This is a genomic window from Mesocricetibacter intestinalis, assembly GCF_004363295.1.
Lineage (GTDB): Bacteria > Pseudomonadota > Gammaproteobacteria > Enterobacterales > Pasteurellaceae > Mesocricetibacter > Mesocricetibacter intestinalis.
The window spans coordinates 1-13071 of the sequence record NZ_SNYQ01000010.1 but is presented as its reverse complement, the minus strand read 5'-3'; the positions used below and the strand labels follow the sequence as shown (position 1 = coordinate 13071).

Genomic DNA, 13071 nt, shown 5'->3' with positions numbered 1-13071 from the left:
GGATAATATAATGCCCTTCGCCTCAATAGGCCAAGGGCATTTACTTTCAGTTATTCTGTGCCGCCGTCTTTACCGAATTCGTCCCCACTTATAAAGCTAAACAAGAAAATAAGTCGCTATCAGGTAGCACTACAAGCGCTAAGGGCGCTTTACTTCGCTAAGGATTTACCATGCAGTTCGCCGGTCAGGCTATGTAAGAAATTAGTTATATCCTGTACTTCGCTTTCCACCACTTTGCTACCGCTTTGGAATTGCAGCATAATACGAACCGCTTCGTCTAATTTATCGGTGCGCGCGTCGTGCATATAAGGGGCGGTCAGGGCCACATTGCGTAATGTCGGTACCTTAAACTTATGCATATCGCTCGGATCCTTGGTTTTCGCATAACGACCTTCGTCCGCTTCCGTTAACGGTGTACCTCGTGCGGCAAAATAATCGCCGTATAAGCCCATGTATTCGAAGGATTGTCCGCCCAATGCAGTGCCGGTATGACAGGTATCACATTTATGCTGCTGGAATAATTGATAACCGCGGATCTGGCTATCGTTTAACGCCGTTTTATCCCCTTTTAGGTAACGGTCAAAAGGACTGTTCGGGGTAATCAGGGTTTTCTCAAATTCAGCTATGGCATGGGTCAGAGTCTGTTGTGAGATCTCCGGATATACGCTTAAAAACTCCGCCTTAAATTCTTCATCGGCTAAGAATTTAGCTAAAATCTGCTCCCAGCTGTCGGAGCCCATTTCCACCGGATTTAGCGGCGGGCCGGAAGCTTGATCAGCTAAATCCTTGGCACGGCCGTCCCAGAATTGCAATTTATTAAAGGCGGCGTTAAACACCGTCGGAGCGTTAATTCCGCCCTTCTGCCCGTAAATCCCGGTAGATGTCGCCAGCCCGTCGGCACCGCCCTTATCCAGCTGATGGCAGCTGTGGCAGGAAACCGTTCCGTCTTTAGAGAGACGTGTATCATGATAAAGCTTTTCACCCAAAGCCACCTGTGCCGGATCAGTAGGTAGCTTATCCGGTATTGGCTGTACGAAACGAGCGGCATCCGCGCCCTCAACGAGCTTCGGTAAGAAATGAGCGGCGCGTTGGGCATGAATCCAGTCAAATAAGATCGCTTTTTCCTCTTCGTCGGGGCGTGAACCCCAGTGCAAATGCAGGAAGCTGGAAATCGGCATTTCGTCGTTTAAAAGCACGCGCTCAAGTTTTGCCAGATCCGCTTCGGAAAGTTTATCCGGATCCTGCATACCTTCAAATAAGCGATCTAAACGAAAGACACGATTACCCTCGGCGATATCTTGGCGCATTTGCCCGCTAATACCGGGAACATGCTTATAGGCGGGTAATTCCGCTGAGGGGGTATGACAATACTGGCAACCGTTTTTATACAGAATTTGCGCTACCGCACGCTGTTGCGGATCCTGTAGCGAACTGGCACTCAATAAGGTTTCGGCCTGCCGTTTATCAAATTGATTAAGATAGGCTACCGTGCCTAAATAACCTGCTACGGCAACGGCTGTTCCTAGCAACACGAGCTTTTTCATAAAGCAATCCTCCATGGATATTGTTGTAACAGTGAGAAAAAACGCGGGGATATATTATCCCCATATTTTATGTTAGTTTATTGAATCTTTTTCGATAAATATAATATATAAATCCTATCGAATCGATAGCTAACGGCAATATTATTACATAAAAATCCTTTTTCCCGCTAACAATCCGCTCTGATTTTCAGTATTAAACAAAGATTCCACTATAAAAAATACGCCCTTAGCCGAAATATTAGACTAAGGGCCTCGTGTTAACTCACTTTAATTAGTTTTTTGCCAGCGCAAATACTTCGGCGATGGCTTCGCGGGTATAAATATCGCTCATTTGCCAGTCAAGGGCGTTCTGAGTCGCGTTATCAATTACCTGCTCCAGCACCTTACCTTCAATCTTCAGTTGCGCCAATGTGGTCGGGGTACCGATTTTGTCAAACCAGGCTTTTAATGCCTCAATCCCCGCATCGGCCCCCTGTAATCCGAAAATTTCTCTGGCAAAACGTTCGAACTGGGCGAGATTACGCTTTTTCCACCACTTCATCCAGGCCGGCATCACCACAGATAAACCCGCACCGTGCGGCACGTCGCACACAGCACTCATGGCGTGTTCGATCATATGGTTGGGATAGCTGGCGCCTTTGGTACCGACATAGGTTAACCCGTTTAGAGCCATGGTCGCCGCCCAAGCAAAATCGCCGCGCGCATCCAGATCATGAGGATTTTCAAGTAAAATCTCGGTGGTTTTAATCACAGTTTTAATATTCGCCTCAATTTGCATATTGATAATTTCCGGTTGAATGCTGGCGGTAAAATACCCTTCAATGGAATGGGCGATAATATCCGCCGCGGAATACACCAGATAATCGCGGCTAACCGTGGACTGTAGTTGAGGATTGATTACGGAAACCTTCGGGAACAGCGGCGTGCCCTTAATTGAATATTTCTGCAAGGTTTGTTCATTCATTACTACGCCGCCGGAATTCATTTCGCTGCCGGTAGCGGCAAGGGTCATAATATCGAAAATCGCCAGTGCTTTTTCCACTTTCTTCCCGATAAAGAAATCCCATACGTCGCCCTCATAGCAGGTGCCGGCGGCAATGGCTTTGGCGCTGTCCAAACAAGAACCGCCGCCGATACTTAAAATACTGTCCGCCCCGAATTGTTTCGCCAAGACGATACCTTCATTGACTTTGCTTAACACCGGATTACTTTTAATCCCGCCCATTTCGACGAATTCAATTCCCTTCTCCTTCAAACCGGCAACCACGGAATCAAATAAACCGGATTTTTTAATGCGCTCGCTGCCGTACACAATCAGTGTTTTACACACTCCGAACTGAGCCATAAACTCACCCATCCGTTTTTCTTTTTCAGCGCCGAATTCGATTCGAGTCGGATTATAAAAACTAAATTGATACATAATTATCACTCCTTTTATTACATGAATGTTATGTTGAATCCCTTAACGGGAGGTTACCCCATATAACCTTTTCCCCGGATACACCTAAAGTGCGGTGGTTTTTAGCCAAGTTTTTTTACCCTTATCCAGACGGAAGTCAGCGGATTGTTTCCCACCATTTGGTAAACTCTTGATTGTCTTCACTAAAGTAAAAAACTTCGCCGATCATCGGCGTAAACAAATTAAACCCCTGCTGCTGTGCGCCTCGGAACAGTTTTTCCAAGGGTTCTTTCCAAGGATGTTTGGACAACGCAAATTTAGAATTATGCACACCGATCACCCGCTGCGGATTTAAATCCCGAATCGCCTGCAACAACTGTTCCGGCAGAATATGAATATTCGACCAGTCCTGATTGTACTGACCGTTTTCCATAATCGCCAGACTAATATGCGGAAAACGACGGCCGATATCCCGGTAGAAATCGCCGTAACCGCTATCACCGCCGATATATATGTTTTCATGCGGCGTCTGCAGCATAAAAGAGGCCCACAGGGTTTTATTACGGGTTAAATCGCGCCCGGAAAAATGCTGCGCCGGCAGTGCGGTAACCCGAAATTCGCCTTCTAGCCGAACCTGTTGATCCCAGTCCAATTCAATAATTTTATCTGCCGGGTAACCCCAGTATTCCAAATGCGCGCCTACCCCAAGCCCGGTTATGACCCGTCCGACTTTCGGTTGCAGTGCGGTTACCGCCTCATAATCAAGATGATCCCAATGATCATGGGTGATAATCAGGTAATCTATGCTCGGCATATCCTGCGGGCCGTAAAGATTTGAGCCTTCAAACATTTTATTAATAAAAGATAAAGGTGAACCTGCAACTAAAACGGGATCCACCAGAAAACGTTTGCCCTCGAGCTGCAATAAATAGGAAGAATGGCCGAACCAGACAAAAAAGTTTCGATCCGCGGGTAAGGCTTTTAAATCGGTTTTTATCCCGGGTAATTTCTGCTGCGGACGAAGATTCTCCCGTTGTTCGAATAAAAATTCGTAGAACACCTGCCAGCGCGGTTTTTTCGTAGTTTGGGTAGATTGCGCCTTGGGCGAAAGATTGCGAAATTCTCCCTGATGGTAATTCGGCGAACTTTCCACCCGTTGCAGGCGTTCACCTTCAGGATAACGTCCGAAAGGCTTGCTGTGCATAAACCAGTAAGCACCGATTAATACAAAGGCAATCAGTAGAATAAGTGCGATAAAAATATTTTTTAACATTATTTTCCCTGTGGTTATTTCATCCGTTTTCTAGGCAATAATACCCAAATTAATCTGCAGACGAAATGACAACCTCCTCCGCTTCGGTAAAATAAGCTCTATAAAACAAAAGGTTAACCACTAACACTCGGTATATACTCAAGCGGAGGAAGGTGTTTTCCGTTGCCGATAGAAGATGCTTATTATAATAAAAAAGCACAACAAGCATTAGTAAAGAAAAACTCAATGCGCTTATGAGCAGATTTCATAAATAAAGTGCGGTCGAAATTTGCCAAGTTTTTTTCTCGCATTGAAGGGAAAAGCGACGGGATAAAAAACGGAACCCTAATACGGTTCCGTTTAAAGTTAGCTCTTTAGCTTAGGCACCGAGCTTGTGCTGCAGCGCCTGTATTGAATAAACATCACAGTTATCCAGGCTTTTCAACCCTTCCACCAGCGCTTCCGCACCGGACAATGTGGTTTGCAAGAAGACCTTATGTTGTAATGCGGTACGCCGTATAGCATGACTGTCGGCAATAGATTCCGGCAGACTACCGACGGTGTTGATTACAATTGCGATTTCGCCGTTTTTAATGGCATCTACAATATGCGGGCGCCCTTCGCGTACCTTATGCACCGGCTGAGCAAAAACCCCTTGTTCACGCAGGAATTTCGCCGTCCCCATGGTGGCGCAAATTCCGTACCCCTGTTCCTGTAAGTGCTGTGCAATCGGCAATAATCGCGCCTTATCGGCATCATCTACCGAGACAAATACTTTTCCGGTTTTCGGAATACGCTCTCCAGCGCCAATCTGAGCTTTCAGGAAAGCTTCGGAGAAAGTGGCGCCAACCCCCATGACCTCACCGGTGGATTTCATTTCCGGCCCTAAAATGGTATCGACCCCCGGGAATTTAATAAATGGGAATACCGCCTCTTTTACCGCATAGAAATCCGGAATCACTTCACCTTCGATCTGTTGCCGGCTCAGGCTAATCCCCGCCATTACGCGGGCGGCGATTTTCGCCAGCGGACGGCCGCTGGCTTTACTGACAAAAGGCACCGTACGACTGGCGCGCGGGTTAACTTCCAACACATAAACCACATTGTTCTGCACCGCAAACTGTACGTTCATTAACCCTTTCACCCCGAGAGCAAAAGCCATATCTTTGGTCTGGCGGCGAATTTCGTTCTGAATCTCCGCGGATAGAGAATAAGGCGGCAGAGAGCAGGCGGAGTCGCCGCTGTGAATACCCGCCTGTTCGATATGCTGCATAATACCGCCGATAATAACCTGCTCGCCGTCGCAAATACAGTCCACATCGACTTCAATGGCATTATTCAGGAAATGATCAAGCAAAATCGGGCTATCATTGGATACGGACACCGCTTCACGCATATATTTGCGTAATTCTTCGTCGTTATACACAATTTGCATCGCCCGCCCGCCCAGCACATAGGAAGGACGTACCACCAACGGATAACCCACTTCATCGGCGAGGCGTACCGCTTCTTCCGCATTACGTGCGGTTCGATTGGCCGGCTGACGCAAATTCAGTGCGTGCAACACCTGCTGGAAACGTTCGCGATCTTCCGCCAGATCAATGCTATCGGCGGAGGTACCTATAATATTTACCCCGTTTTCATGTAAAGCGTTAGCAAGTTTAAGCGGCGTTTGGCCGCCGTAATGCACGATTACGCCCCAAGGTTTTTCCACATGAATGATTTCCAGTACGTCTTCCAGGGTTAGGGGTTCAAAATATAAACGATCCGAGGTATCGAAATCGGTAGATACGGTTTCTGGGTTACAGTTCACCATAATGGTTTCAAAACCGCTTTCGCGTAATGCCAGAGCGGCATGTACGCAACAATAGTCGAATTCAATTCCCTGCCCGATACGATTAGGCCCGCCGCCCAAAATCATCACTTTTTTACGTTCGGACGGGTAAGCTTCGCATTCTTCCTCGTAGCTGGAGTACAAGTAGGCGGTATCGGATTTAAATTCGCCCGCACAGGTGTCTACCCGTTTATACACCGGATGCAAATCGAAAGCATAACGGCGTTTTCTGACCGCACTTTCATCGCTCCGGGTCAATTGGGCAATGCGTTTATCGGAGAAGCCCTTGCGTTTCAAACGGCGCAACTCATCGCGATCCAAATCCTCCAAACGGCGTTTTTCCAAAGCCAGCTCTTCCTGTACCAAATCCTGAATCTGAATCAGGAACCAAGGATCGATTTTACTGTAATGATGTACCTCTTCCAAACTGAAACCGGCCCCGAAAGCGTCCGCCACATACAAAATACGAATAGGCCCCGGGTTACCCAGTTCGCGCCGGATTTTTTCCGCTTCCTCCGACATCAGATTAAAACCACAAATGCCGGTTTCCAAACCGCGCAAGGCTTTCTGCAGGGACTCTTGGAAGGTACGTCCCATCGCCATCACTTCACCGACGGATTTCATTTGCGTCGTCAGACGATCATCCGCCTGCGGGAATTTTTCAAAGGCGAAGCGCGGTACTTTGGTAACCACATAATCAATGGAAGGTTCGAAAGAAGCGGGAATTAAACCGCCGGTAATATCATTACGCAACTCATTCAGGGTATAACCCACCGCCAATTTGGCCGCTACCTTGGCAATAGGAAAACCGGTGGCTTTCGAAGCCAGGGCGGAAGAACGGCTGACACGAGGATTCATTTCGATCACAATCATCTCGCCGTTAGCCGGATTAATCGCAAATTGTACGTTAGAACCGCCGGTATCCACCCCGATTTCGCGCAGCACCGCCAATGAAGCGTTACGCATCAGCTGATATTCCTTATCGGTCAGCGTCTGCGCCGGTGCTACGGTAATGGAGTCGCCGGTATGTACACCCATAGGATCGAAGTTTTCAATGGAACAGACGATAATGCAATTGTCCGCTTTGTCTCGTACCACTTCCATTTCATATTCCTTCCAACCCAGCACCGATTGTTCGATTAATAGTTCGTGGGTCGGCGAAGCTTCAAAGCCGCGTTCGCAGATTGCGCTAAATTCATCGCGGTTATAGGCGATACCGCCGCCGGATCCGCCCATCGTAAACGAAGGCCGGATTAAGGTCGGAAAGCCGACCTCCGCCTGTGCCGCCCAGGCTTCTTCAAAACTATGGCATACAAAGGATTTCGGCGTATTCAGGCCGATTTTTGCCATCGCTTGCTTAAAGCGGCCGCGATCTTCCGCTTTATCGATGGCATCTTCCGTGGCGCCAATTAATTCCACCCCGTATTTTTTTAGCACGCCCTGTTTGGATAAATCCAGCGCACAATTAAGAGCGGTTTGACCGCCCATGGTGGGCAAAATGGCATCGGGACGTTCTTTCGCAATGATTTTTTCCACCGTTTGCCAGGTTATGGGCTCGATATAGGTAACGTCCGCCATATCGGGATCTGTCATAATAGTGGCGGGATTGGAATTAACCAGTACCACTTTATAACCTTCTTCACGTAAGGCTTTACAGGCTTGTGCGCCGGAATAGTCAAACTCGCAGGCCTGACCTATTACTATCGGCCCTGCGCCGATAATCAAAATTGTGTTTATGTCGTTACGTTTTGGCATAGTGCTTCCGTATATTTATTTAGTAGGGGGTTCGTTACTTTATGCTTGCCGTCCAGAGTTTTACGGCAAAACCGATAAAGGCAAATCCGATTAATGACATCGCTGCGCCGGCCAGGGGTTTGCTCCGCCCGAACCGAGCCACCAGCGATGCTCCGCTTAAAATGAGAATACTCAGATAAATCAATGACACCAGCTGATAAATTCCGGCCAGAAGAAAAAAGCTTAATATCGGCTGTGAATAATGGCGATCGACAAACTGAACGAAAAAAGACAGAAAAAAGAAAATGGTCTGCGGATTCAGCAAACTGAGCAAAAACGCCTGCCGAAAAATATGCCGTACGCTTTTCACCGGAGTCGGTACCGCTTTAACGCGCCCGCCATTATTGTGCCAACGCCCTAGTCCGGCATACAGCATTTTCACCCCGATATAGGTTAAATAACCGCAGCCCAGCATTTGCAATAACTCGAACAGATGGGGAATCGCCATCAATAACGAGGCGCCGCCCAGAGCGCTAATAGCCATCAGCACGCTATTCCCGAGTAAAATACCGGCTGCCGCCTTATAACCTTCGGCAATACCATAACGCCCCGCAACGGTTAAGCTAAACATGGTGTTTGCTCCCGGCAGCAGGATAATAGTAATAACACCGATAAGGTAAGTAATGGGATCCGTAATACCGAGCATTGTCTTTATTCCTTCGTATTGAACGGAATTTCAGGGTAAAACCCTTATTTTCTGTTTTGTTTGTCAGACAGTTAAAACAGCTTGATGCGATAATTTAACTTCGCCTGAAATAATGAAAAATTTGACCGCACTTTAGGCTTTTGCGGCGCGCATATTGGCAATAAATTTATCAAACAAACAGGCGATATCATTTGGTCCCGGACTGGCTTCCGGATGGCCCTGGAAAGAAAATGCCGGCTGATCGCGCAATTCAATCCCCTGAACCGAGTGATCAAACAGGGAACGATGGGTTACATACACATTTTCCGGCAAGCTTTCTTCATCCACCTCAAAACCGTGATTCTGGCTGGTAATAAAAACTTTCTGTGAAGCCAGCTCCTGTACCGGGTGATTCGCACCATGATGTCCGAAAGGCATTTTTTTGGTTTTTGCGCCGACCGCCAGTCCTAATAGCTGATGTCCCAGACAAATACCGAATATGGGTTTCTTTGATGCCAACAGGGTTCGAATTGCCGACACCGCATAATCGCAAGGCTGCGGATCGCCGGGGCCGTTAGACAGGAAAATACCGTCCGGATTTAATGCCAACACCTCTTCCGCACTTGTTTCGGCCGGTACTACGGTAATATTACAACCACGCTGCGCCAGCATTCTGAGAATATTATGCTTCACCCCGAAATCATAGGCGACAACATTAAATAAAGGATTTTCTACCTCGGCATAGCCCCGTCCCGGCTGCCACTCGCCTTGGGTCCAGCGATAAGGCTTGCGGCCGGTAACTTCCCGAGCCAAGTCCTTACCCGCCATGGAACCGAAACCTAGTGCCAATTCCCGTGCTTTGTCTTCATCAATCTCACCGCACATAATGCAGCCCGCCTGTGCGCCTTTATTGCGCAAAATCCGGGTCAGACGACGGGTGTCTATATCCGCAATGGCGACCACATTATTGGCTTTTAAATAATCGCTTAAACTCTGATTGGCACGAAAATTACTATGCAATAGAGGAAGATCACGGATAATCAGACCGGCGGCATATACCCGCTCGGATTCAATGTCTTCTGGATTGGTGCCGGTATTACCGATATGGGGATAGGTTAAAGTTACGATTTGCTGAAAATAAGAAGGGTCGGTGAGTATTTCCTGATAGCCGGTTATCGAGGTATTAAACACCGTTTCGCCAAGGGTATAACCCGTGGCGCCGACGGATGTACCGTAAAAAACGCTACCGTCCGCCAGTACTAAAACTGCAGGTTCAGACATAAATTACTCCTGGTAAATGTAATCGTCAGGTTGAACACTTACGAATGTTCATTAACCACAATTTAGCAATCCGGGTCGGAATACGAACCTTAACTAAACTGTGTCTGGCTTTGCCAAGCCTCGCTATTCTAATGAAGCGCCGTAAGTTATTCAAGCGAATTTCATATGATTTTTTATTCACTTTTTTAGCATAAAAAATCACTTCAGTCCAATATAATAAAATTCACTCAATATTTAGCGACCTCAAAGCAACCTCTCCCTTATCCGTTAGTAAAAGCGAGGCCTCTCGAACATACTTATTCTCATATAAAAACTTTCAATTTTTTGACCGCTCTTTTCCAAGCAACGCCGGATTCCGTCCCTATCGGCTTACCAATAAAACATAAAAAAATCCGCATCTTACTCACCCTTAAGGCTTTGATATGCGGATTTAATCTATTTTAGGCAGCGGGAAAAGTTCGAGCTTTTCCCTTTAACGGGCGATTACCACTGATAACCGACACCAACACCGCCGGAGTAATCTCCTTCGGAGTTGGCCGTTCCGGTAAGCTTCAGAATAAGTTTGCCGTTATCACTGGCTCTGGAATAACCCACAGCCACAGCGGATGCACCTTTATATCCTCCGGCAGCGGCGGATACCATAGATTTACCCGGAATATACACCTGAGGTAATGAAGCTGCCGCTGCTACGTTAGCACCAATACCACGAACCTGTTTATCCAGTTTATCCACTCTCTGATTAATGTGATTAACGTTACCCGCAACTCTCTTCAGTTGTCCGACGGTTGCTGCATCCGTATCCACATCGCTTTCTTTTACATTGCTGATAACTTTATTACCCGCATCAATACCTTTAGAGGTTACCGAAGGCCCGTTTTCAATACGGATACCGTCATTCTTAATGCTGGTATTACCCACGGTAACGCCTTCATTATTAATAACCGTATCTCCGGTACGGATGGAGCCCTTATCACCTAAATCAATATTTTCGGCAAGTTTCACTTCAAGCTTACCTTTACCGTCTGAATTAACGGTAATATTCTTAGCTTTTCCGCTTTGTTCGGAACCTGTTGAACGTTCGGTTTCCGCTCCGACAATATCGACACGCGAACCTAATTTTTGTTTAGATACCGTACCCGTATCACCCATAAATTCCAAACCGTCATCCATAGTGGCCACTTCACGTTTAACCGTTACCGTTTCCATAACCGGTTTACCGTCTTTGTCAAGGACAATATTTCCTTTCTCATCCATTACAGGACGTGTAGTCGTGCTTTCATAGATAACACGGGTAATATTCTCGCCGCGATCTTTAGGATCGATGGTAGTTTGACCTTCACCCAGAGTTAAGTCGGAAGAATTTCCGTTTTGACCGCCGGTACCGTCCTCACCCTTAGGTCCCTGCGGCCCCTGAGGTCCGGTAGCGCCGTCCTCTCCCTTAGGACCTTGCGGGCCCTGAGGACCGGTAGCGCCATCTTCGCCCTTAGGACCTTGCGGACCGGTAGGCCCCTCTTCACCTTTTTGACCGGATTCGCCTTTTTCGCCCGGATCACCTTTTTGTCCTTTCGGAACAGTGCTTGTTGTACCGTCCGTATAGGTAATAATCAAATCGCCATTTTCATTTGTAACGGTTTTTTCAATTAATTTACCCTTAACATCAATGGTAATTTCACGAACGTTATCTTTAGTTTCTCCGGTAACATTAGCAAGACCGGTTCCAATGAATTTTACTTCATTAGCATTTTTTACCGTATCCAGATAATCATTACCTTTTGCCGATACTAACCAACCCATATTGGTTAAATCACGTACCGTGGCCACCGAGTTCAGTGAGGCAGTGCTTAAGTTGCCCAAATTAAGCAATGATGATGAACCGACCATACTGGTATTTAATACCGATCCCACACCTGTAATCTGTGTCGGCTTACCATTAGTGGTTAAGTTCAATGCGGCACCCGAAGCATCCTCATTGCCGCTTACCGTCGTGGCATTTTCCGCCGTAAAGCTTACTTTCGGGGCGTCTTTATCGGTTACATTACCTACGGTTAAGTTGGTTGTGTTTACATCACCGGCAGTCAGACTACCGTTACTGCTCAGGTTAATATCTTTATTTAACTGAACGGTCAGGGTGTTGTTACCGTCCGCTTTCACATTGATATTACCGCTCGCACTCACGAAGCTTTCCGAAGCCTCTTTCTCCACACCTTCGCCCACAATATTGACTTGGCTGTTCAATTTGTGGCGGTTAAGCGTGTCGTTATTATTACCGGCAAAGATAAGACCGTCGTCCATGGTCGCCACTTCACGGGTTACGTTTTCCGTGATGACATTGCCATTATCATCCGTTTTCGGTTTACCCTCTTCATCCAATACCGGACGGGTGGTCTCATACACAATACGGGTAATGCCGTCTTTGCCATCCTGACCATCTTTGCCGTCTTTCGGATCTAGCGTGGTTTGACCGTTGCCTACCGTAATATTGGCCGATTGACCATCTTTACCGTCCGCACCTTTCGGGCCGGTTAAACCGATTGAGCCGTCTTTACCGTTGAGCACAACGGAAGCACCGTCTTTACCCTGTACCCCGATCTTGCCGTCAACACCAGGTTTACCCGGTTGACCTTCTTGTCCCGGTTCACCTTTTTCACCAATGATAATTTCATTACCGGCGGCAATTTCATAACCATTTTCAACTTGGGTAATAGCAATGTTCTTACCGGCCGTCAGCTTGAAGGTTTCATTATTGGCAATGCGTTTATCCGCGTCAGTTAGGCCCTCTTTCACAACATAGGTACCGCCATCTTTCGCCGCCGCCGCTAAGTTAAAGCCTGTTTGCGCCAGCGTATTATTAGTAATATTCGCTGCTGCATTTTTCAGATCTCCAACATTCACCGCATTGTTCAAGGCATCACCTGTTACATTGGCAAATTTTTCCTGCCATGTACTTCCATCTACATCAGAACCTTCTACACCACTTGTAACATTCGTAACAAGTTTATTTCCGGCATTAATACCTGTTGTGGTTACCGATGGGCCGTTTTGGATAATCAAGCCATTGTTATCCAAGCGGGTATCACCCAAGGTCAGACTACCGTTATTGCCCAGGTTAATATCTTTATTTAACTGAACGGTCAGGGTGTTGTTACCGTCCGCTTTCACATTGATATTACCGCTCGCACTCACGAAGCTTTCCGAAGCCTCTTTCTCCACACCTTCGCCCACAATATTGACTTGGCTGTTCAATTTGTGGCGGTTAAGCGTGTCGTTATTATTACCGGCAAAGATAAGACCGTCGTCCATGGTCGCCACTTCACGGGTTACGTTTTCCGTGATGACATTGCC

7 protein-coding genes are annotated in these 13071 nt (G+C 47.1%); all 7 read right to left on the bottom strand.

Features of this window, described 5'->3' with window-relative positions:
* Nucleotides 1-149: 149 nt before the first annotated feature.
* Entirely contained in the window at nucleotides 150-1544 is a 1395-nt protein-coding gene (locus EDC45_RS09450) for a cytochrome c peroxidase (RefSeq protein ID WP_133545769.1), read from the bottom strand.
* Nucleotides 1545-1815: 271 nt separating this feature from the next.
* Nucleotides 1816-2964 (bottom strand): iron-containing alcohol dehydrogenase, encoded by a 1149-nt coding sequence (locus tag EDC45_RS09445; RefSeq protein ID WP_133545767.1) that lies wholly within the window; start codon nucleotides 2962-2964, stop codon nucleotides 1816-1818.
* Nucleotides 2965-3100: 136 nt separating this feature from the next.
* Nucleotides 3101-4216, bottom strand: a complete 1116-nt coding sequence (locus EDC45_RS09440; protein WP_243728783.1) for an MBL fold metallo-hydrolase — start codon at nucleotides 4214-4216, stop codon at nucleotides 3101-3103.
* A gap of 358 nt (nucleotides 4217-4574) precedes the next feature.
* On the bottom strand, nucleotides 4575-7784 hold the full coding sequence (gene carB, locus EDC45_RS09435; RefSeq protein ID WP_133545765.1) for a carbamoyl-phosphate synthase large subunit: 3210 nt from the start codon (nucleotides 7782-7784) through the stop codon (nucleotides 4575-4577).
* 34 nt (nucleotides 7785-7818) lie between these two features.
* Nucleotides 7819-8469 carry a leucine efflux protein LeuE gene (leuE, locus tag EDC45_RS09430; protein WP_133545763.1) on the bottom strand — a complete coding sequence of 217 codons (651 nt, stop codon included), beginning with the start codon at nucleotides 8467-8469 and terminating at the stop codon, nucleotides 7819-7821.
* 132 nt (nucleotides 8470-8601) lie between these two features.
* Nucleotides 8602-9729, bottom strand: a complete 1128-nt coding sequence (gene carA, locus EDC45_RS09425; protein WP_133545761.1) for a glutamine-hydrolyzing carbamoyl-phosphate synthase small subunit — start codon at nucleotides 9727-9729, stop codon at nucleotides 8602-8604.
* Between the two features lie 483 nt (nucleotides 9730-10212).
* On the bottom strand, nucleotides 10213-13071 hold a 2859-nt coding region (locus EDC45_RS09420), incomplete at its 5' end, for a YadA-like family protein (protein ID WP_208107270.1).

Excerpts from the sequence above, each read along its gene's own strand:
- EDC45_RS09450 (WP_133545769.1), bottom strand. The coding sequence starts at position 1,544 with ATGAAAAAGCTCGTGTTGCTAGGAACAGCCGTTGCCGTAGCAGGTTAT.
- EDC45_RS09445 (WP_133545767.1), bottom strand. The coding sequence starts at position 2,964 with ATGTATCAATTTAGTTTTTATAATCCGACTCGAATCGAATTCGGCGCT.
- EDC45_RS09440 (WP_243728783.1), bottom strand. The coding sequence starts at position 4,216 with ATGTTAAAAAATATTTTTATCGCACTTATTCTACTGATTGCCTTTGTA.
- carB (WP_133545765.1), bottom strand. The coding sequence starts at position 7,784 with ATGCCAAAACGTAACGACATAAACACAATTTTGATTATCGGCGCAGGG.
- leuE (WP_133545763.1), bottom strand. The coding sequence starts at position 8,469 with ATGCTCGGTATTACGGATCCCATTACTTACCTTATCGGTGTTATTACT.
- carA (WP_133545761.1), bottom strand. The coding sequence starts at position 9,729 with ATGTCTGAACCTGCAGTTTTAGTACTGGCGGACGGTAGCGTTTTTTAC.